Source organism: Methanolobus vulcani (assembly GCF_006546655.1).
GTDB classification, from domain to species: domain Archaea; phylum Halobacteriota; class Methanosarcinia; order Methanosarcinales; family Methanosarcinaceae; genus Methanolobus; species Methanolobus vulcani_A.
Genome location: NZ_VIAQ01000017.1, coordinates 41,160 through 61,529, shown reverse-complemented (window position 1 = coordinate 61,529; position 20,370 = coordinate 41,160). Strand labels below are relative to the sequence as shown.

21 protein-coding genes and 1 tRNA gene are annotated in these 20,370 nt (G+C 40.2%); 17 read left to right on the top strand and 5 right to left on the bottom strand.

The features are described 5' to 3' along the window. Positions 1-309: 309 nt before the first annotated feature. The 15 genes from FKV42_RS10810 (at position 310) to FKV42_RS10740 (ending at position 12,509) form a co-directional block, all read left to right on the top strand. Positions 310-1,170: a class I SAM-dependent methyltransferase gene (locus tag FKV42_RS10810; protein WP_154810251.1), complete on the top strand. Its 861-nt coding sequence runs from the start codon at positions 310-312 to the stop codon at positions 1,168-1,170. Then, positions 1,160-2,731 carry an ABC transporter substrate-binding protein gene (locus tag FKV42_RS10805; protein ID WP_154810250.1) on the top strand — a complete coding sequence of 524 codons (1,572 nt, stop codon included), beginning with the start codon at positions 1,160-1,162 and terminating at the stop codon, positions 2,729-2,731. The genes FKV42_RS10810 and FKV42_RS10805 overlap by 11 nt, the downstream gene beginning before the upstream one ends. 88 nt (positions 2,732-2,819) lie before the next feature. Beyond that, positions 2,820-3,752, top strand: a complete 933-nt coding sequence (gene nikB, locus FKV42_RS10800; RefSeq protein ID WP_154810249.1) for a nickel ABC transporter permease — start codon at positions 2,820-2,822, stop codon at positions 3,750-3,752. After that, positions 3,745-4,635 carry a nickel transporter permease gene (gene nikC, locus FKV42_RS10795; protein WP_154810248.1) on the top strand — a complete coding sequence of 297 codons (891 nt, stop codon included), beginning with the start codon at positions 3,745-3,747 and terminating at the stop codon, positions 4,633-4,635. Before nikB ends, nikC begins: the two co-directional genes overlap by 8 nt. After that, on the top strand, positions 4,632-5,585 hold the full coding sequence (locus FKV42_RS10790) for an ABC transporter ATP-binding protein (RefSeq protein ID WP_154810247.1): 954 nt from the start codon (positions 4,632-4,634) through the stop codon (positions 5,583-5,585). Before nikC ends, FKV42_RS10790 begins: the two co-directional genes overlap by 4 nt. Continuing rightward, complete coding sequence (locus tag FKV42_RS10785; protein WP_154810246.1) at positions 5,582-6,280, top strand: ATP-binding cassette domain-containing protein; 699 nt, start codon at positions 5,582-5,584, stop codon at positions 6,278-6,280. The genes FKV42_RS10790 and FKV42_RS10785 overlap by 4 nt, the downstream gene beginning before the upstream one ends. 45 nt (positions 6,281-6,325) lie before the next feature. Then, a complete protein-coding gene (locus FKV42_RS10780; RefSeq protein ID WP_154810245.1) occupies positions 6,326-7,351 on the top strand; it encodes a methyltransferase family protein in 1,026 nt (341 codons plus the stop codon). 535 nt (positions 7,352-7,886) lie between these two features. Then, complete coding sequence (locus FKV42_RS10775) at positions 7,887-8,258, top strand: hypothetical protein (protein WP_154810244.1); 372 nt, start codon at positions 7,887-7,889, stop codon at positions 8,256-8,258. Positions 8,259-8,480: 222 nt separating this feature from the next. Further along, positions 8,481-8,705 (top strand): LSM domain-containing protein, encoded by a 225-nt coding sequence (locus FKV42_RS10770; protein WP_023843753.1) that lies wholly within the window; start codon positions 8,481-8,483, stop codon positions 8,703-8,705. A 19-nt stretch (positions 8,706-8,724) separates the two neighbouring features. Beyond that, a complete protein-coding gene (locus FKV42_RS10765; protein ID WP_196214119.1) occupies positions 8,725-9,075 on the top strand; it encodes a helix-turn-helix transcriptional regulator in 351 nt (116 codons plus the stop codon). 67 nt (positions 9,076-9,142) lie between these two features. After that, positions 9,143-9,220, top strand: a tRNA-Glu gene (locus tag FKV42_RS10760). A 193-nt stretch (positions 9,221-9,413) separates the two neighbouring features. Then, positions 9,414-10,922: a DEAD/DEAH box helicase gene (locus tag FKV42_RS10755; protein ID WP_154810242.1), complete on the top strand. Its 1,509-nt coding sequence runs from the start codon at positions 9,414-9,416 to the stop codon at positions 10,920-10,922. Between the two features lie 192 nt (positions 10,923-11,114). Beyond that, positions 11,115-11,471: a CidA/LrgA family protein gene (locus tag FKV42_RS10750; RefSeq protein ID WP_154810241.1), complete on the top strand. Its 357-nt coding sequence runs from the start codon at positions 11,115-11,117 to the stop codon at positions 11,469-11,471. Next, entirely contained in the window at positions 11,464-12,168 is a 705-nt protein-coding gene (locus FKV42_RS10745; protein WP_154810240.1) for an LrgB family protein, read from the top strand. Before FKV42_RS10750 ends, FKV42_RS10745 begins: the two co-directional genes overlap by 8 nt. A gap of 113 nt (positions 12,169-12,281) precedes the next feature. Then, on the top strand, positions 12,282-12,509 hold the full coding sequence (locus FKV42_RS10740) for a hypothetical protein (protein WP_154810239.1): 228 nt from the start codon (positions 12,282-12,284) through the stop codon (positions 12,507-12,509). A 64-nt stretch (positions 12,510-12,573) separates the two neighbouring features. On the opposite strand, the gene FKV42_RS10735 is transcribed toward FKV42_RS10740, so the two are convergent. Next, on the bottom strand, positions 12,574-12,867 hold the full coding sequence (locus FKV42_RS10735) for a hypothetical protein (RefSeq protein ID WP_154810238.1): 294 nt from the start codon (positions 12,865-12,867) through the stop codon (positions 12,574-12,576). A gap of 165 nt (positions 12,868-13,032) precedes the next feature. Further along, positions 13,033-13,173: a hypothetical protein gene (locus FKV42_RS10730; RefSeq protein ID WP_154810237.1), complete on the bottom strand. Its 141-nt coding sequence runs from the start codon at positions 13,171-13,173 to the stop codon at positions 13,033-13,035. Between the two features lie 348 nt (positions 13,174-13,521). On the opposite strand from FKV42_RS10730, the gene FKV42_RS10725 reads away from it, so the two are divergent. Beyond that, complete coding sequence (locus FKV42_RS10725) at positions 13,522-13,695, top strand: PLDc N-terminal domain-containing protein (protein ID WP_154810236.1); 174 nt, start codon at positions 13,522-13,524, stop codon at positions 13,693-13,695. A gap of 562 nt (positions 13,696-14,257) precedes the next feature. On the opposite strand, the gene ppsA is transcribed toward FKV42_RS10725, so the two are convergent. Further along, positions 14,258-16,666 (bottom strand): phosphoenolpyruvate synthase, encoded by a 2,409-nt coding sequence (gene ppsA, locus FKV42_RS10720; RefSeq protein ID WP_154810235.1) that lies wholly within the window; start codon positions 16,664-16,666, stop codon positions 14,258-14,260. A 172-nt stretch (positions 16,667-16,838) separates the two neighbouring features. Between ppsA and fen the strand changes: the two genes are divergently transcribed. Continuing rightward, positions 16,839-17,864 carry a flap endonuclease-1 gene (fen, locus tag FKV42_RS10715; protein ID WP_154810234.1) on the top strand — a complete coding sequence of 342 codons (1,026 nt, stop codon included), beginning with the start codon at positions 16,839-16,841 and terminating at the stop codon, positions 17,862-17,864. A 402-nt stretch (positions 17,865-18,266) separates the two neighbouring features. Here fen and FKV42_RS10710 read toward each other — a convergent pair whose 3' ends face one another. Then, entirely contained in the window at positions 18,267-19,262 is a 996-nt protein-coding gene (locus FKV42_RS10710) for an NAD(P)/FAD-dependent oxidoreductase (RefSeq protein WP_154810233.1), read from the bottom strand. 100 nt (positions 19,263-19,362) lie between these two features. Next, positions 19,363-20,160: an MFS transporter gene (locus tag FKV42_RS10705; RefSeq protein WP_154810232.1), complete on the bottom strand. Its 798-nt coding sequence runs from the start codon at positions 20,158-20,160 to the stop codon at positions 19,363-19,365. Positions 20,161-20,370 lie beyond the last annotated feature (210 nt).

Sequence of the window (20,370 nt, the reverse complement as noted above, 5' to 3'; positions counted from 1 at the left end):
TCAAACATACACTGTGATTACTTGAAAGTTCTCCGAAATAATCAATACGAAAATTTGTGGTTCACCATAACTACTTTGTTTGACCTGTTGATATTGGCCAGTTTTTGTACCAAGGTCATCCCTAAATTGGCCACTCCTCCTATCTCTAACTTTTTTTAAGAATTAGCAATATTGTAGTGTGTATTATATATTCTATATTCCAATTTATTGTTTTATAAATAAAAATTAATAACATTTATTGTTACAAATAAACAGATTTATATGCAATAACCATGTTCACTCCGATAAATTATAGACCGAGCTGGTAATATGATAAAGAAAGACGTGATCGATTGGAATGAAATATGGAAAGAACAAACTTTACTTCAAAATCAGTCACAGCACGGAATTGATTGCGCTTCCATCTGGAAAAACAAAGAAAGTGCACAATTATTTTTAAAAATGTTTGAAGAGGATGGTGCTTCACTTATCGAAAAAGCCATCAATGAACTTCCCTTAACCCCTGATTCAAGAATTCTGGACATAGGGTCAGGACCAGGTACACTCGCAATCCCGCTCTCAAAAATAGTTACTCATGTAACAGCAGTAGAACCATCAGAAGGGATGCTGAATGTATTAAATGAAAGAATTGCAACAGATGAAATAGGCAACATTGACTGCGTAAACAAACGCTGGGAAGATATTGAAGCAGGAGAAGATATTGAGTCATCCTACGATATTGTGATAGCTTCTTATTCACTGGGAATGCCTAATATAAGAGAAGCCATCAGGAAAATGGAAGAAGTTTCTTCTAAATATGTGTGCCTTTACTGGTTTGCAGGTGACGCATCATGGGATATCAATTATAAGGCACTCTGGCCTCTTCTTCATGGAACTGAGTATTACCCTTCACCAAAATGCAATGTTCTCTACAACGTCCTTTACGATATGGGAATTTACCCCAACATGACCGTTTTTCCATTTGAGCATATTCATCGTTTCTCATCTGAAGAAGATGCTGTTGAGCACTTCAAATCATATTACAAGGTTTCTGAGGAAAACCAGGTCGAAATCCTCAGGAATTACCTTAAAGATCATCTTGAAATCGACAACAATTCTGTTATTCTGAGAGCTATGAATACCAGAGTAAAACTCTGGTGGAAAAAAGGAGATCTCAATTATGGCAACTAATAAAAAAAGAAAAAATCTGAATGTTTTGATAACATGTGTTATTATAGCATCCTTCCTGTTGATGTCCGGCTGCGTGGACTCAGAGGAAGAAGCAACAACTACTAACGAACTTACAGTTGGAATTAGTACCGATGTGAACAACTGGTACCTCAGCCAGTTCCCTGATGGTGATGGAAGGTTTGTGTGGTCACAGGTATATGAGACACTGGTCCGTCTGGATACTGATCTCAATATAGAACCAGGACTTGCAGAATCATGGGAAACACCTGACAATGGTACAACCTGGATATTCCATCTGCGGGAAAATGTGTATTTCCATGATGGTACTCCACTAAATGCAGATGCTGTTGTGTTTTCTTATAGCGAAGACTCATATGTCAAAAAAATGGGTGCATTAAGAGCGCTGAAGTCTGTGGAAGCTGTTGATGATACCACTGTGAAATTCGTAATGGCTAAGCAGATGTCACTTCCATTTTATCTTACACATGTTGCATGGCCTATTATGAGCCCAAGTTGTGTGGACGCTGAAGGCAATTTCATATCACCAATCGGAACCGGACCATTCAAGTTTGAGGATCAGGTCACTGATCAGGAAATAATACTTGTCAGAAATGATGACTACTGGGGAGAAAAATACGTACTTGACAGTGTCATATTTAAAGTAATACCTGAGGCTACTACCCGTGTCATGGCCCTTGAAACAGGAGAAATAGACATGGCAATCAAGCTGCCAGAATATGATGTATCAAGGCTTGAAGAAGAAGATGACATTGAAGTTTATAGGACACTTACCACTTTTACTGACTTCCTGCAGTTTAACTGTAACAATGGTGTTTTCGAGGATAAAGAAGTCAGAAAAGCCGTGGCATATACAATTGACACAGAAGAAATGGTCGACACTGTTCTTGAGGGAATCGGAATGGCAGCACAGGGCAGGGCATTTACTCCAACAATGATGTATTCTAACCCTGATCTGGAATTGTATGAGCCAGATGTTGAAAAAGCCAAAGAGATACTGGCAGATGACGGATGGTCAGACTCAGATAATGATGGAATTCTGGACAAAGACGGTAAGCCACTTACAGTGACACTGATTGTCGGAAAAGGAGTATGGGCTTCAAGACACACTGCAATGGCAGAAGCAATCCAGGGCAGTTTGAATGAAATTGGAATGGATGTAGATATCCAGGTACTTGAAAGTGCAGCAATCACCAGTCTTGAAAATGATGGCGACTTTGATATGCTTTTGAGAACAGGATACTTTGTATGGGGACCATATCCTCGTCATTTCTTTGTACACCAGTCAACCAGTCCATATTCACATTACAACAACTCTGAATATGATGTACTGGCAAATGCAGCCGATTCCACAGTTGATGAGGATAAGCAACAGGAATTGTATTACCAGCTACAGGAAATGGTGCTTGAGGAACTTCCTGCCTTCTATCTTGTTCACGAAGAGAAGATAGTCGCAGCGAATTCATATGTAAAAGGATATGAAATCACTGCTGAAGATCCATGGCTAAATCTTAACGGAGTATACATCGAAAATGAGCAATGAGTCTTATGACCATTGCTTTTATTTTTTGATTACTTCGCTAAGTTTTCTTTTTGAATAAATACAATAGCAATCAATATGGTCGGGTTAAATGCTGAAATACATATCCAAAAGAATATTTCTTGTATTTTTTGTAATTCTGGGAGTTACCATCGTAACTTTCTGTACGATGCATTTCGCACCCGGGGACCCGGAGGAAGTCATTGCGATTGCCAGATACGGTGAGGATCTCACACAGGAACAAATAGATTGGGTAAAGGTTACTGAAGGATTTGATGCGCCAGTCTATATCCAGTATATGAAATGGCTGGATCATGTGTTACGTCTTGATTTAGGACAGTCACTTGTGACATCAGACGACGTACTGGAAGAGATCACTATCAGATTTCCTGCCACAATGCTGCTGGCATTCTCCAGTTTAATTATATCGCTGACGATTGCCATTCCTGCGGGAATAATTGTTGCCATTAAAAAAAATGCAATAATTGGCCAGTTCTTCATGACAGGTTCACTGATAGGTGTGTCAATTCCGAATTTCTGGTTGGGATTGTTACTGATATGGTTATTTGCATATACGCTTCACCTGTTGCCAAGTTACGGATACGGAGGAATCAGTCATCTCATTCTTCCGGCAGTTACACTGGGGACATCCATGGCTGCCATCACAACCCGCCTGACACGTTCCAGTATGCTGGATGTTCTCAATCAGGAATATATTGTAACAGCAAAGGCAAAAGGACTGGATAACAGGACAATAATACTGAAACACGCATTAAAAAACGCAATGCTGCCAATAATCACATTTGCAGGAATGCAGCTTGGTTTTTTGCTTGGTGGCAGTGTAATAGTTGAAACGATATTTGCCTGGCCCGGAATTGGAAAATTACTTGTTGATTCCATCTATGCCAGGGATTTTTCCATGGTGCAGGGTTGTGTGCTGATCATTGGTGTTACATTCGCACTCACTAACCTTGCAGTAGATATTGCTTATGCATTCCTGGACCCGAGGATAAGATATGAATAAATCTGGCAGACAATATAAGAATAAAGCAAGCAACAGGTTACACCTTCCTGAAGCTTTTATGCAGAACAGAACTGCGGCTTTTGGTGGTATTCTGATACTTTTACTGACATTTGTTGCTGTTCTTGCACCCTATATCAGCCTGCATGACCCGCTTGAACAAAATCGGGGAAACAGGTTATTATCCCCTTCTTTTGAGTATCCTTTCGGTACGGATAATCTGGGTAGGTGTGTTTTTTCAAGATTAGTCCTCGGTACCAGATACTCTCTTGGAATAGGAGTACTGGTAGTTGCTATATCTTCTTTTATAGGTACTACCCTGGGCATAATTTCAGGATACAGCCGGGGAATTATTGATGAAACCATAATGAGATTTGTAGATATAGTGCTGGCATTCCCAAGCATTATACTTGCTCTGGTGATTGCCGGAGCTCTTGGTCCAAGTTTATCGAATGTGGTAATCGCTCTTGCTCTGACTCACTGGCCAGCTTATACAAGACTTGTAAGAGGAATAGCGTTTTCATTGAGGGAAAAGGAGTTTGTCGAAGCTGCAAAAGCTTTGAGAGCTTCTGATATCTATATTATGCGTCGCCATATTTTCCCGAACTGCATAAATCCTATCATAGTACTTGCAACACTTGATATTGCAAATGCAATTATCTTTGCAACAGCCCTGAGCTTCCTTGGTCTTGGAATCCAGCCTCCTACTCCTGAATGGGGTTCAATGCTCAAGGCAGGAATTCCCTTTATGCGAACATCTCCGCTTCTTACGATATTTCCCGGTATTGCCATAATGACAATTGTTCTTGCTTTTAATTTTTTAGGCGATGGCCTGCGAGACATGCTTGATCCAAAAGGAAACGAACTGATGCTGGTGAATGAATGAGCTTGCTGAAAATTGAGGGACTCCGGGTATTTTTCAGGTCAGGGAATCGAACTGTTAAAGCCAACAACAGCATTGATCTGGAAGTCATGAATAATGAGACAATCGGCATCATTGGCGAGACAGGATGTGGAAAATCCATACTTGGCCGGGCAATTATGACCTTGCTTTCGGAAAACACGGAGATAAGTGGAAGGATCATCTACAAAGGTGAGGATCTGCTTTCCCTGTCTGAAAATAAATTACGGGATGTCAGGGGAAAAAACATTGGTATTATACTTCAAAATCCAGCGGCTGCATTAAATCCTGTTCTCAGTATAGGTGACCAGATTTCAGAGGTCTTCCGGTATCATGACAAAATGAGCAAGCAGGACGCAAGAATAAAAACCGCCGGCATACTTGAAATGGTAGGCATTGATCCCGACAGGATGGGTGAGTTTCCTCATCAGTTCAGCGGAGGAATGAAGCAGCGAATTATGATTGCAATGGGAATGGCTTTCAGCCCTGAACTATTGATAGCTGATGAACCCACAAAAGGTCTTGATCCTGAAACAAAGAAAAGTATTGTGAATCTTCTTCAAAATCTGGTTCGAAGCAAGAATATGAGCATGATTCTTATCACACACGATCTTGATGTTGCAGAAAAGATTTGTGATCGTGTTGCTGTGATGTATGCAGGTGAAATTATTGAACTTGCATCCGTTAATGATATCCTGGCAGAACCAGGACATCCGTATACTCAGGTGCTGTTAAGTTCTCTCCCTAAGAAAGGGTTAAGATCGATTTCTGGAGAGAGTCCCAGTCTTAGTTCTCCTCCGTCCGGATGCCGTTTTCATCCAAGATGTGAGTATGCTATGGATATATGTAAGCAAGTTCATCCGGATATGTTTTTGACAGATATTGAAACAGAGGTCAGGTGTTTCCTGTATAATGGAGGCCAGGATAAGCCATGAACTTATTATCAGTTACAGGTCTTAAAAAATACCATTACTCCGGGATTCTTAACAGAAAGGAGATAAGAGCAGTCGATGGTGTTGATTTTGAAATTGGCAAAGGTAAAGCTTTGGGACTAGTGGGAAACAGTGGATGTGGAAAAACAACAGTTGCCAGAACAGTGCTGCGATTGACAGAACCCACGGCAGGAAGCATACTTTTCGAGGGGATTGATATTACAGGGCTAAGAGGTCGAAGTCTTAAACCTCTTGGCAGGCAGATGCAGATTATTTTCCAGAATCCCGAGTCTTCTCTCAATCCCAGGATGAGGGTTTACGATGCTCTTCTGGAGCCGCTTAGAATACATAAACTGTGCAGGTCAGATGAGGAAGAACAGAAGGTCCTGGATTTGATTGAAACTGTCAATTTGAATGAAGAACTTCTGTTCCGTTATCCACATGAACTAAGTGGCGGACAATTACAGCGAGTGGTTATTGCCCGTGTTTTAAGTCTTAATCCAAAACTGATAGTTGCAGACGAGGTTACATCAATGCTTGATCCACTTGTTCAGTCGCAGATACTGAATTTACTGAAAGATCTGCAAAACAGGTTGGGTATAAGCTATCTGTTCATTTCTCACGATATGGACGTTGTGGAATGGATGTGCGACGATATTGCAGTGATGGACAAAGGAAAGATCGTGGAATGGAAATGATCATTTTATTAGTTATTTAAAAATCTAACAACAGGATGTTAAAATATGAATTCAGCAAAGGAATTGATGAAAAGGCCGGAAGTATGTTCTGATGAATTAATTAAATTTATAGACGATTCCATGAATGGTTTCAGAAAATATAAGATTCTCACAACAGCTGTAAAACTACAGCTTTTTGAATACACAAAAGATCCTGTCTCATCTGAAGAACTGGCAGCTAAGATGGGATGCAACCCGGAAATGGTGCCATTGCTTTGTGATGTTCTTTGTGAATGTGGTCTTCTCGTGTTAAACGGGGAGAAATATTCGAATACCGGATTAACCAATACTTATCTTGTCAGTGATTCACCGTTTTCCCAGTTAAATTATCTCCGGGATATGGAGCGAAGCATAGCAATGTGGGAAAAGCTGGATGAGATTATCACCAATGGTCCGGTAATCGTTGATAAACAGAGTTTCTTTGGTGACGGGATAATACATTCCATGGCAGAGAATGCAAAATGCGGAATGCTTCAGGAAGTTGTTGAAACTGTCACAGAGGACATTGATTTTGACAGTTCGAGGAAAATGATTGATCTTGGTGGTGGTCATGGACTGTATTCCATAGCTCTTACAGGTCAGAATGAAAACCTAAAAGCATTTGTTTTTGATCTTCCTCAGGTGACCGAGCATACAAAGAAGTATGCTGAAAAATATGGAACTGATCAGGTTGACGTAATACCGGGTAATTTCTTTACAGATGATATTGGTTCTGAGTATGATATTGTATTTTCATCATTAAATCCGGGAGGAAAAGTTCCGGATCTAATTCCCAAAATCGTATCAGCATTAAAAACAGGTGGAGTCTTTGTTAACAGGCAGGTGCCTGGTGAAGATGCCAACGCAATGGAAGCCCTTAACTGGAATATGTGGACATTCGATGATACGAAAAAAAGTAGTGCATTATACAGCTTTGAAAACAGTGTTTCCTTAGAAGAATACATTGACATCCTGAAAACAAATGGGTTTGATGTTTTTAAGGAACTTGATCTTACGGACGGTTCCAGAATTATCTTTTCACGAAAGGTATGATATCTTTCTATATTTTTTGTTGTAGGTTTGCCGATGATTATGAAAATCATTGGCAACTTCACTTTTGATTTAGTTTAATTTGGAAGCGTGTTTTCTACACAATTAGTAGGCAGCGCAGTTATGTGTTACGTAAAATCCCTCGAGTATAGATTCATCCATAACTTTTTCATAAACTGTTTAACTTTGACACTGAACTATATATGGTAGGCATAGGAGAAATGGCCAATCACTTGAGGTATTCAGTGAGTTGGCCATATTAACAAGTCAAACCGGCTGCCACGAGCTAACATTAAACCTATGTGAAAATGTTATTCTGGAGAACAATTAGATTACTTTTAGCATTTGACCTGTCATGTTCTAATAGATATTCTTTATATTTGAATCTTACGAAACTAGGTAAAAGTATTAATTAATAAGTAGGGAATAATTATAGTTATTACTAAAATAAGTGCATTTATCCGGATAATTAACCCAATTTTAGAATAATGGGACAACAAACCAAATTTAAGAATACAAATTAATGGAGGGACTTAAAATGTCATCTGAAACAGGGAGAAATATTGTTAAAAAAACAGTGAAGGTAACGACATGTAATACAGGAAGAGCAAAGGAGAGATTCGATGCATTAGTTGCTGATGGATTTGAATTGAATGGCCGTCAGATCTCCGTAGATCCTTTGAAAAATGAGGTCAAAAACGATAGATATGCAATGTCCTGCAAAATCTGGGGACGCGATATTCAAAAGATAAACGAACAAATTAAAACGCTTTGTGAATCAATGCTTGCTTATTGCATATCAAACAACGTGGGTTGCAGTAGTGTTCGTTTTATCAATGAGACTGACTCTTTTGTAGAAGGTCGTAGATGGATTCAGTGTGAACATCCGTTTATTGATGAAGAGAACTGATGTACTCTCGTACCTACAAAGTCGACAACTTTCCATTTTTCAGTAAAGATGCATTGTCAGGCATAAACCTGATTACCTTTTTAGTTAGATAAGGAATACTCTTTTATATCTAGAGATTTCATAATGGAAACGTTGGCGAAAAAAGTCAACATAATTGTTTCAATTAAAGATATGAAACATCTGATATATTCCTGAAATTCTAAATGAAAGAGAGGATTAATTTTGTTCCCAAGTAAAAAAGTCCAGAAATTAGTTGGATCCAAGGTCCAGGTAGAAATGAAAGGTGACCTTCACCTTCTCGAAGGAACTTTAAAAAGTGCAGACGATTATATGAATCTCCATATGGTCGATACTGTAGAGGTCGCAAACGGTGAGCGTCTGCGTTCCCTTGGTTCTGTCGTGTTGCGTGGAAACAATATCATTCTTGTTGTTCCTATGGAAGAATAAACTCTCAGTGGAAACTAGTATGAGTATCGAAGAGACTGCATACAATCTTATTCGTGACAGCAAAGAAGGTATTTTCCAGAATGAACTCTGGAAGATGCTGGAGATTGATAGTCGAAAATGCTCCAGGGTTGTCTCTAAGCTTCTTAATGAGGATCTTATTACCCGTGAGCAGGCTGTTTCGAATGGAGCCAGGACTTACCTTCTGAAAGTCAAAGAAGAGGAGAAGCCCTGCTTTGATCTCCTGTTATCAGGAGAAATGTTCTCTCCTTGCGCCGGATGCAGGGATGCATGCCAGCCAGAGATCTGTGGAAAGCTTACTGCATGGGTCGAAAACCTCAATGATGATGCAGAAACAGGTGAAATGTGCTGATTAAGGCGAAAGGTATAAATACAATATCTGCTATGTTGGAGTCGCTTCACTAAAGCGAAATCAACGTGCTCCGGTAGTGTAGTCCGGCCAATCATTCCGGCCTTTCGAGCCGAAGACTCGGGTTCGAATCCCGGCCGGAGCACCATACAATTTTTTAAATAAATTATTGAAGTTAGCATTTTCATTTTCTGTTAAGATTTTGACTGTTTAACTTTGTTGATATCGTTTGTGTAGAAATAAAAGCATAATCGATAAATTAACGGATATTTATGAATTTCACATTGTAGACGCCAATATGTCTCTTAAATCTAATTCTACTGAATTCAAACGAGGTTCACATGTCATTTGATGATCTTAATCTAATTTACCCGCTTCAGCGCGCATTAAAAGAGGAAGGGTACACAAGCCCTACGCCCATTCAGCAGCAGTCCATTCCACATCTCCTTGGAGGTAAGGACATGATAGGTATTGCCCAGACAGGTACAGGTAAGACTGCTTCATTCATATTACCTATTCTGCACAACATGTCAGGTGCTCGTAAAAAAACACGACGTGGAAGTCCACGTGTACTGGTGCTTGCACCAACAAGGGAACTTGCAGCGCAGATAGGGGATAGCTTCTCAACATATGGAAAATACACTCAGTTCAAACACACGGTCATTTTTGGCGGTGTAGGTCAGAGCCCGCAGGTCAGAGCTATCTCAAAGGGTGTAGATTCACTTGTAGCGACTCCGGGACGTTTACTTGACCTGGTGGACCAGGGACATGTAGATCTTTCTGCAGTCGAGTATTTTGTACTTGATGAAGCAGACAGGATGCTTGACATGGGATTTGTCAAGGATGTCTACAAAGTTGTTGAAATGCTGCCACAAAAGAGGCAGTCACTTTTCTTCTCAGCAACTATGTCTCCTGATATCTCTAAACTTGCAAGGAAAATGCTAACAAATCCTGTTACAGTGGAAGTTACCCCCCAGGCAACAACAGTAGAGCGTATAGATCAGTTCGTATTCTTTGTTGATTCAGAGAATAAGAACGAATTGATACTTCAGCTTCTCAGAAGCAAACATCTGGAATGTGTCCTGATCTTTACCAGAACAAAGCACAGGGCTAACAAAGTTGCCCAGATGCTTAACAAAAACAGGATTCCTGCTGATGCCATTCATGGAAACAAGTCCCAGACACACAGAACAAAAGCCCTTCAGGACTTCAGGTCAGGACAGCTTCGTGTGCTGGTGGCAACAGATATCGCAGCCCGTGGAATTGACATTGATGATATTTCCCACGTGATCAACTATGACCTGCCAAACATTTCTGAAAGCTATGTACACCGCATCGGCCGTACAGCAAGAGCAGGAGCCGATGGAACTGCATTCTCATTCTGTGCTGCAGATGAGCGTGATTTCCTCCGTGATATAGAGAAGCTCATCAGAATGGAGATCGAAGTTGCAGAGCATGATTACCATTCTGAAAAAGCAAAGAATGCCACAGGTGACGAGGCAAAACCTGCACCAAGACAATTTGGAAGACAAAGGGGAAACTCTGGTCCTAAAAGGGGACAAGGCAGAGGTAAAAAAGGCGAAGGTAAAGGCAGGAATAGTGGCAGTGGCAGGAAAAGCAGTGGTAACAGTCGAAGCAAGGGTAACAATGCAGGCAATGACACCAGCTCCAGAAAATCTGCACCTAAATCTGCATCAAATGGTTCAGGCAGCAATAAGCCAAAAAGGAATATGAAGGCAAAATCTGTCCAATCCCATAATTCAGGAAGCAATAATAGTTCTTCCAGGCAGAATAAGTCGGGTAAGGGTAAAAAGAGTGGCTCTCCTTCTAAATTTGGAAACAGGAGATGATCTGAAAACAGGTGCAAACCTGTTTCTTTGTTATTAGTATTTTAGTACCTGTTCATTCTTATAAATCTTTGAAACTTGCAGCTACTTCATGTGAACCGAAAATACTAATATCTGCTACGGACCTTATAGCGTTTCATCAGGCTGCAAAGAACGCAGCCCTTTAATGATTATAAAAAACGCAAGTGACCTTAAATGAAATATATTATCCAGTTCGCCATCATCCTGGCAATATGCTATCTTGGTGACCTGATACACAGTTATTTACCAATTCCAGTTCCTGGAAGTGTCCTTGGAATGGTTTTGCTTTTAGTACTGCTTCTTACAGGAGTTGTCAAGCTCTCTATGATTGAGGATGTAAGCAATTTCCTGCTGAAACACCTGTCATTTTTCTTCATACCGGCTGCAGTAGGACTAATTACATGTTTCACGGTACTTGAAGGAAAATGGACTGCACTTTTTATAATCTCGGTGGTTTCTACCTTTATAATTGCAGTTGTTACCGGCGCAACGGTACAGCTACTTATCAAAAGGAGGCAGTCCGTTGAGTGAACTTGTATCTGAGTTTGTGCAGTCTCCTGTATTTGGTATCGGGATTTCTCTGGTGACATTCTATGCAGGTGTCCAGATCTACAAAAAGACAGGCTCACCGCTGATGAACCCACTGGTTCTCAGTATGTTCATGATAATAGCCCTGCTTCTAAGCTTTCACATAAGTTTTGATGACTACAATAATGGAGGCCAGTTCATTTCATTCTTCCTCGGGCCTGCAACGGTTATTCTTGCTGTTCCCCTGTACCGTAAGATAACTCTGCTAAAGGAGAATGTGGTTCCGATCATTGCCGGAATAAGCATTGGTTCAGCGGCAGGAATTGCCAGCATCATTGTTATGTGCAAGATTTTCGGACTTGACGAGATACTCAGTGTTTCCATGATTCCAAAATCAGTTACAACACCAATTGGAATTGAAATATCCAACCAGCTTGGAGGTATGCCTTCTGTAACTGTTGCTGCAATCGTTTTCACAGGTATTGCAGGTGTGTTGCTTGGACCAATGGTTTGCAAGTTGTTTAAAATTGAAGATGAGGTGGCTCTTGGTGTGGCTATCGGTACTTCATCCCATGCTCTTGGAACTACAAAAGCTGTTGAGATTGGAGAGACTGAAGGTGCAATGAGTGGTCTTTCAATCGGTATTGCAGGGCTTGTTACTGTGTTCTTGGCTCCTTTACTGGCAAAGTTATTGTTGTAGTCGCTGTTATTGCTATCATTGCCGCTATAATTACTGCTGTAATTATCGTTATATTTGCAGTAGATAGAAACGATTATCTTCTGAGGATATCATATTTTTACAGGGTAATTCCTATGATCCTTATTCAAAGAAGATATCAGGATGATGTTGAGCAGATCAATGAAGCGGATGTTGACCGCGTTAAGCTGAACCTTGGTATCACAAGGAAAGTCTGCTGTGGCGGCAGGGAAAAGAAAGATTATGATCTTGGATGGATTGAGAATCCAAAGGACATGAAGCTTACCACAGTAAAGGATTATGAGATTAAGGACAGGGTACTTGAGGTCTGGATCGAACCTTAATAGCTAAAAAATTAGAAAAGAAAAAAGTGCTTAAGCTTATTGTAAATTCCTGTCAACCCGTATTTCAGTCCAATTCAATCTCCAGACCACCGGCAAATCCAGCTACAACGTTGAAGATCAATGCTGTTATTATTCCTGAAACAAATCCCAGAACTCCATAGAATATCGGTAGTGCTATTATTGATCCTACTCCGAACAACAATCCTACAAGTGCTCCTTCATTACCCATAAGAGATCCCATTCTTAGTGACATCAATGTCATCAAAGCCCCAGCGATCAATCCTATTATACCATAAAGTGCGCCAAAAATTTTTCCAAGGGATAGTACCCCAATTTTGTTAATGTAATGTGTTGCCATAAAACAAACTCCTTATGTTCTTTTAGAATTGATTGAGTTTCTATAAATAGGTTATCTCAATAATTTGCATAGTTTCAAAAAAACAGGGGATTGAATGACAGACAGTTTTCTTTTATACAAAAAAGAGAAAGCAATCCTTTCTTTCTATCATTCAAGTTACGTTAATTAAATAGTGTAATCGTACAATAAATCAGCACTTGTCATGCATCCGCAGTTGGAACAATAATAAACAACGTTCACCCCAAGCTTTTGCTTCTTAAGCATGTTCTTACACTTCTTACAGGACATTCCCGGTTGGTTTTCCATTTAGATTCCTCCCTCATAATTTAAGTTTCTTCGCACAATGCCAAAGTGTCTTTTAGTCACTTCTATCACAGGCTGAAATTCCCATTTTCTGCCGGTGCATAACTCAGAAGTAGACTTCCCACCTAATACTATATTACTATATACTCTATTTATAGGTAACTAAATGCTGATAATTATGTCACATGTATGTGATTCTACCTTCATATACCAGTATATCTACTTCTTTAACAGGCAGATAATAAAATCTGTTGAAAAGTAGTAATAACTTGTTATTAAAATTAGGTAAGATATATATACAAATACAACTCAATGTCAATTGTTTATAAATAATTATTGAGGTGATGAGAAATGTTAGAAGCAATATGGGGACTTATTGTCCTAATTTCTGTTATATGGGTTATATATGACGTAGTTACTCAGAATAAAGGTCTAACTTCTGTTATGAAAGTGGTTTGGATACTTGCAGCATTAATATTTGGTATTCTTGGTGCAATTGCATATTACTTCCTGGGAAAGAAATAATAATTTATTGAATGTAGTTACTTTTTTACTTTCTTTTTTTTAGATTTTGAACTAACTGATTTTTGTGTTTTGAGAAGGTTGACAACCTAATATGATTAAATCTCATACTAGAAAATGTTAATAAAAACAGATAATGTTGGCCATAAGGTGTTGAAGGTTATTACTGGATCGGGTTTTACCCCGTCCTGAATTTTTCTTCATTTCAGCCGTACGTTAATGAAGACTGGTTAGGAATCTGGTTTTACCCTGTCCTGATGTCCGCTTCATTAAATTACGCGTAAATGAAGCTTATTACGGAAAAGGTTTAGATTCCGTACTGAATGCTGCTGCTTCATTTTACAGCTTACTCCCTTATGACCAATTTATAGTATGTGGTTTATAGTATAAATCACTGATGGTTATATTACTGTGAATAATTTCATGAAAAGGATTCAAAACTAGAAGTTATGTATCTTAATTTTAATTATGATTGGAATGAGGTGGTTTTTCTATGGTTGATTTCTAGATGAGAAGCAATCAATTAAAACTACTATAAATAAAAAAGACAACCTCCTTTTTTCTCTCACTTTCCCATCCATTTCTCAACTTCTAACACCTTAACCGCAATCTTCATCACAGAATCCGGGTTCAGCGAAATAGAATCAATTCCCTCCCGAACCAAGAACTCCGCAAATTCCGGGTAATCGCTTGGAGCCTGGCCACAAAGACCGCTGTGCTTATTGTTTCGCTTTGCACCCTGCACAGCCATTGACACGATTTTCTTCACAGCTTCGTCTCGTTCATCAAAAGTTGATGCAAGGATCTCGGAATCTCTGTCAACGCCGAGTGTCAGTTGTGTGAGGTCGTTGGAGCCGATTGAGAATCCGTCGAAATACTGGCTGAATTTGTCTATGAGCAGGACATTGCTCGGGATTTCGGTCATCATGTAGACCTGAAGACCATTCTCTCCCCTGACAACCCCGTTCTTTTTCATCTCTTCCAGCACCTTTTTAGCTTCATCAATGCGACGACAGAACGGAATCATAAGTATAAGATTTGTCAGACCCATCTCATCTCTCACTTTTTTCATGGCCTTACACTCAAGAGCGAACCCCTCACGGTATCGCTCATCATAATAACGAGAAGCACCCCTGAAACCTATCATAGGGTTGTTTTCCTCAAACTCAAAATACTCTCCGCCGATAAGGCTCTCATACTCATTGGATTTGAAATCGCTCATACGCACAACCACAGGCTTCGGGTAGAATGCGGCTGTTATTGTAGCAACACCCTGTGCAAGTTTCTCAACGAAAAAATCAGCCTTATTCTCATACCTGCCGGTGAGTTTTTCGATTTCTTCCAGCACTTTCTCGTCCTCAACCTTCTCAGGATGGATAAGAGCCATCGGATGCACCTTGATGTAGCTTGTAATGATAAATTCCAATCTTGCCAGTCCGATGCCATCATTCGGTATCATTGACATGGCAAAAGCCTCCTCTGGATTTCCAAGGTTCATCATAATCTCTGTCCTGGTCTTCTCCAGTCCTTCAAGCTCAACAGTTTCAATATGGAACGGCAGGATTCCATCATATACCCTGCCCGCATCCCCCTCAGCACAGCTCACCGTAACATCCATGCTATCTCTCAGTTTTTCCGTAGCATTCTCCGCCCCAACAACTGCCGGGATACCAAGCTCTCTGCTCACAATGGCAGCATGGCATGTCCTTCCTCCTTTGTTTGTAATGATAGCCGCTGCTTGTTTCATAACAGGTTCCCAGTCAGGGGTTGTGGTATCGGCCACAAGAATCTCACCGGTATTGAACTCATTAAGCCGTGAAACATCCGCAACCACATGCACTTTTCCTGCTGCTATTTTGGAACCAACACTTCTTCCGGTAACAAGGGCATCGCCGCTACTGTCGAGGTAATAGGTCTCCAGCACATCCTTTCTCTTCTGCGACTGCACGGTCTCCGGTCTTGCCTGGACAATAAACAATTCCCCGCTTTCACCGTCTTTTGCCCATTCAATGTCCATGGGCACATGCTTTCCTCTCTTCTGTGAGTAGTGGTTCTCAATGGTCACAGCAAATTTTGCCAGTTGCAGCACCTCGTCATCATTTATACAGTATTGCTTTCTATCAGCTTCAGGAACCTCAACATTACGGGTAAGCACACGGGAATCCCCGCGTCCGTAGATCATCTTGATATCTTTGCTTCCTTTCTGCTTTTTGATTATAGGCTTGAAATTCTCCTTCAGTGTGGGTTTGAAAACATAGAACTCATCAGGATTTACAAGTCCCTGTACCACATTCTCCCCAAGCCCATAAGCTCCTGTAACGAATACAACATTTTCAAAACCGGACTCGGTATCAATGGTAAAAATAACACCACTGGACGCAAGGTCTGAGCGTACCATTTTCATAACACCGATGGAAAGCCCGACCTTAAAGTGGTCAAAGCCGTTGTTCACCCTGTATGATATTGCCCTGTCAGTGAAAAGTGATGCAAAACACCTGTTACAGGCATCTTTTAGTGAATGGTAGCCGTGTACGTTCAGGTAGGTTTCCTGCTGTCCTGCAAAGGATGCATTTGGCAGATCCTCGGCGGTTGCAGAACTGCGAACTGCAACATCAGTATCCTCACCATACTGCTCACAGAGCTTATCATAAGCAGCCTTTATCTCATCCCAAAGGTCATCAGGAATTCCAGAATCTAACACAAGGTTCCTTGCTTTTTTTCCTCTTTTTGCAAGGTCGGCCACATCCTCAATATCAAGTCCTTCGAGTGTTATTTTAAGTTCTTCAAGGACATCTGCTGATTTTAGCACATGCCAGTAGGCATCTGCAGTAATGGCAAAACCGTTTGGTATTTTGATATCCTTGTCTGTCAGTTCCCTGTACATTTCCCCGAGGGAAGCGTTCTTGCCTCCCACGGATGGTATGTCATCAATTGTAATTTCCGAAAACCAGCGAATGTATTTGCTACCTGTCATAATATACCCACACTACACCTAATTTTCTTTAAGTGTAAGTAGTATTGTTTTTGAAGGCTATTATTGTTTATGGGATGTGTTATAAAATCCGGATTTATGCAACAATACTATAAACCAGAGTGCCAATTGAACGGCAGTCAAAATAAATCAGAAACAAAGCAAGGGGCATAGCATGGGCACACAAATAGGAACACTACTCACAAAAAACCCGATAACCTACGAGGAACTCTCTGGAAAAGTAATAGCAATAGATGCATATAACACAATTTATCAGTTCCTCAGTGCCATACGCCAGCGTGACGGTTCAATGCTCATGGATTCCTCAGGTAATCCTGTATCACATCTCACCGGGCTCTTTTCAAGGACAAGCAGGCTCAGGGAAGCAAATATCAAACCGGTTTACATTTTTGACGGTAAGCCACCTGAGATGAAAAAAGAGACTCTTGAAAAACGCAAGGAATGCAAGGAAAATGCAGCCCTTAATTATGAGATTGCAAAGGATGAAGGCAACCTCGAGGACATGAAAAAATATGCCCAGGCAACGTCCCGTATAACTCCCCAGATACTTGCTGAATCAAAAAAGCTTCTTGAACTCATGGGAATCCCCTGGATGCAGGCAGAATCAGAGGCTGAAGCACAGGCATCCTATATGGTTTCCCGTGGAGATGTGGATTTCGTAGGCTCACAGGATTATGATGTTTTCCTGTTTGGAGCCGAGAATGTCATTCGCAATCTTGGAAGCACGGGAAAGCGAAAATTACCGGGACAGAAGAAATACGTTACAAAAACTCCCGAACACATCTCACTTTCTTCCAGTCTTGAAGAACTGGAACTGAGCCGTGAGCAGTTGATTGACCTTGCAATCTGCATAGGTACGGATTTCAACGAGGGAATGCATCGTGTGGGTGCAAAAACCGCTCTGAAACTTATCAAAAAGCACGGTGACATCGAGACACTTATCAGAGAAGAAGACAGGGATATCCGTGCATGTGCTCCGCTTGAAGAGATAAGGGAATTCTTCATGAATCCTCCTGTTACAGAGGATTATAGTTTCAAGTGGAAAAAACCTGATTCAGATTCATTGTTTGATTATCTTGTAAATGATAGGGATTTCTCAGAAAAGCAGGTGTTAAAAAATGTTAAGGTATTAGAAGAACAGACTGCTTCAGAATGCCAGTCATGTTTAGGTGACTGGTAAATTTTTATTAAAAGAATATTTTTTCTTTACCGCTGAATTAAAATATAATAGTGTTGTAGCAGTTGCGGGTATGGTAAATCTTCTCGAAGAAATATCTAAGGCTGGATATTAATGAGAGGGATATAATGACACCACAAAACTACAATATTGTTTTTGCATTTTCATGCATGAATTTGTTTTTAGTTAATGACTCATATTTGCAAGAAAAGATTTTTAAAACTGAAAATGGCATTGATTGTCAGACCTGATAATTACTAAAGAGCAAATATGAAAAAACAAACAGCTTTAGTGTTGAAAGGACTGCTTGTGCTCTCTATTCTTTACATTACTTTAGGAGTTTTACTTGCAACTTGTTGCAATCTTCTCCTATAACAATTTAGCAAAATTTCCGGTGCAGATAATTTACCTGTAAACCATATTCAGAAGCTTGACAGGTTTTTTGCTTGCACGGAAAAGGTGAAATGCCAATGGATATGCCAGAGGACCCAGTATCTCAAAGAGTTTCCTGTTTCGATATGAGTGTTTAAGTCTTTGATGAAGATTCTTTTTTATCAGATCATCATAAGATTCGCCGGTCATAATGCTCCTTGCAGCAAAACTGGCACTTTTGAATGCATATCTCATTCCAAATCCCCAGAGATAATCCTGAAGACCGCCAGCTTCGCCTATGAGCATTGCACCGTTGTCATCATACAGGGATTTCCTGATATCAAAATGCCCATAGCCGCCAAATTTCTTCCCGGTTTTGATCTCTTCCGGATCAATAAAATCTGAAAAATATTCAATGGTATTACGAAGATAATTCTCGGATTCACGTACATCCTTTCTATCAAAAACGGTTGCTACCGTTCCTTCACCATTTTTTACGAGCAGATACGAGTAGAACCCTTTTGCAATATCGCTGCCAAAAGCCATGTGGCAATTGTCAGGTCTTTTAGTATGAAATTTTATACCTTTTGCAAGGACATTTCCTGTGGGTGGTCCTGTTGCAACTATATCAAAATTGATCCCATCAGGTATTGTTCCATGGCGGATATTTACCCCAAGTTCCGATGCCTGCCTGAATAAGGTCATATCTAGACAATCTTTATCAGTACCACGCTTGACAAGATAAGCTGAGTTTACACCACGAATTGTATGGACCTTATCCGAGTAATGAATGTCCAGTTCTGAAACCGGTGCATATTTAAAATCAGTATCAATACCCAATGATCTTATCTCATCAAGTACGTCCAGATCTTCCGACCAGTTTTCAAGTCCCTGCCAGTCGCTGTTAAATCTTGCACCACTATTCTTTCTTTTTTCATAGATATTAGCGTTGTATCCGTTTTTCTGGAGGATGATAGCACATGCAAGTCCGCTTAATCCGCCACCAAGGATATTTACTTCCTTATTCATTTCAACACCCATTCACATCATCAATGTATTCTTCAGCGCTGATGACTTTCGGGTATAAGTATTTGCTCACTAAAAAGGATTTTGGGCTGTATCCTTCTCACTATTTTTCTATTCCAATTCCTACAGGATGCTCAGTAATCACAGACGTTTGCTCAATAAGCTCCATAGCATTAACAATTACAAATACCAGTCCAAGAGCAATGCCTCCAATTCCAAGGAAAGCATATGCATCATAGAGAGTTCCTGTTTTAAGGATTGGCTGGATGATTATGGGACTTACAAGCTGACCGAGGAAAAGAACAGTGGTAAATCCAGAGAATATTTTACCTCGTGAATTTACCGGTGCTATCCTCCCAAGCCAGCTGAGGTTTGTTGCATTGATGATTCCGAATGCGATTCCTGTTATTATCAATCCTGCTATGAGTGATGTCATGTCAGATTTAATGGAAAGGATAAAGATGCCAGCTCCAAGCATGATGAAAAAGAGCAGATTTGTCTTCATCTCTGTGAGGAATCCAGAGACCTTTATCTGCCCGAGTGCTCCAACCGTACCGAAGAGTCCTGGAATTGATATCAAAGCACCAATGAGAAGTGTTGATGTAATACCTTTCTCGTCAAGTACGAAAGGAAGTTTTGTAGGTACTGAAAAGAAGAGCACCATAAGTGTGAATGTAGCTACATAGATAAGAGCAATACTTTTGAGAGGCAGTAGTTTCTTTTTTCCGGAAGTCTCAGCATGTGCATTTTTGTGTCTGTTTTGATTTTCAGAGTCTTTTTTCTTAAAATCCTTAATTGAGACTAATGCTCCCGGAATTATCAGAAGTGCTATAAGGTAAATGAAAAATGGAGCATGCCAGCTTATATCTGCAAGAGCACCGCCGGCCCCTTCAAGAATCACGGCTCTTCTGAATCTATTTTTAAGTTCGCTGTTGTTTTAAAATATTTATATTAGTTATTTACATAACTTCTAGTAATAACTGGAAATTATGAATATAAGAGGACAATGTGGAAACTCTCAGAAAAGATGATGAATTCTCTTCCAGACCTATTAGCAGCAAATGCTTGCATTGAACCCGATATTTAATAATCTGGTGGAGTTTACAGAAAA

Coding starts and splice junctions, on each gene's coding strand:
- FKV42_RS10810 (WP_154810251.1), top strand. CDS start 310: ATGATAAAGAAAGACGTGATCGATTGGAATGAAATATGGAAAGAACAA.
- FKV42_RS10805 (WP_154810250.1), top strand. CDS start 1,160: ATGGCAACTAATAAAAAAAGAAAAAATCTGAATGTTTTGATAACATGT.
- nikB (WP_154810249.1), top strand. CDS start 2,820: ATGCTGAAATACATATCCAAAAGAATATTTCTTGTATTTTTTGTAATT.
- nikC (WP_154810248.1), top strand. CDS start 3,745: ATGAATAAATCTGGCAGACAATATAAGAATAAAGCAAGCAACAGGTTA.
- FKV42_RS10790 (WP_154810247.1), top strand. CDS start 4,632: ATGAGCTTGCTGAAAATTGAGGGACTCCGGGTATTTTTCAGGTCAGGG.
- FKV42_RS10785 (WP_154810246.1), top strand. CDS start 5,582: ATGAACTTATTATCAGTTACAGGTCTTAAAAAATACCATTACTCCGGG.
- FKV42_RS10780 (WP_154810245.1), top strand. CDS start 6,326: ATGAATTCAGCAAAGGAATTGATGAAAAGGCCGGAAGTATGTTCTGAT.
- FKV42_RS10775 (WP_154810244.1), top strand. CDS start 7,887: ATGTCATCTGAAACAGGGAGAAATATTGTTAAAAAAACAGTGAAGGTA.
- FKV42_RS10765 (WP_196214119.1), top strand. CDS start 8,725: ATGAGTATCGAAGAGACTGCATACAATCTTATTCGTGACAGCAAAGAA.
- FKV42_RS10755 (WP_154810242.1), top strand. CDS start 9,414: ATGTCATTTGATGATCTTAATCTAATTTACCCGCTTCAGCGCGCATTA.
- FKV42_RS10750 (WP_154810241.1), top strand. CDS start 11,115: ATGAAATATATTATCCAGTTCGCCATCATCCTGGCAATATGCTATCTT.
- FKV42_RS10740 (WP_154810239.1), top strand. CDS start 12,282: ATGATCCTTATTCAAAGAAGATATCAGGATGATGTTGAGCAGATCAAT.
- FKV42_RS10735 (WP_154810238.1), bottom strand. CDS start 12,867: ATGGCAACACATTACATTAACAAAATTGGGGTACTATCCCTTGGAAAA.
- FKV42_RS10730 (WP_154810237.1), bottom strand. CDS start 13,173: ATGGAAAACCAACCGGGAATGTCCTGTAAGAAGTGTAAGAACATGCTT.
- FKV42_RS10725 (WP_154810236.1), top strand. CDS start 13,522: ATGTTAGAAGCAATATGGGGACTTATTGTCCTAATTTCTGTTATATGG.
- ppsA (WP_154810235.1), bottom strand. CDS start 16,666: ATGACAGGTAGCAAATACATTCGCTGGTTTTCGGAAATTACAATTGAT.
- fen (WP_154810234.1), top strand. CDS start 16,839: ATGGGCACACAAATAGGAACACTACTCACAAAAAACCCGATAACCTAC.
- FKV42_RS10710 (WP_154810233.1), bottom strand. CDS start 19,262: ATGAATAAGGAAGTAAATATCCTTGGTGGCGGATTAAGCGGACTTGCA.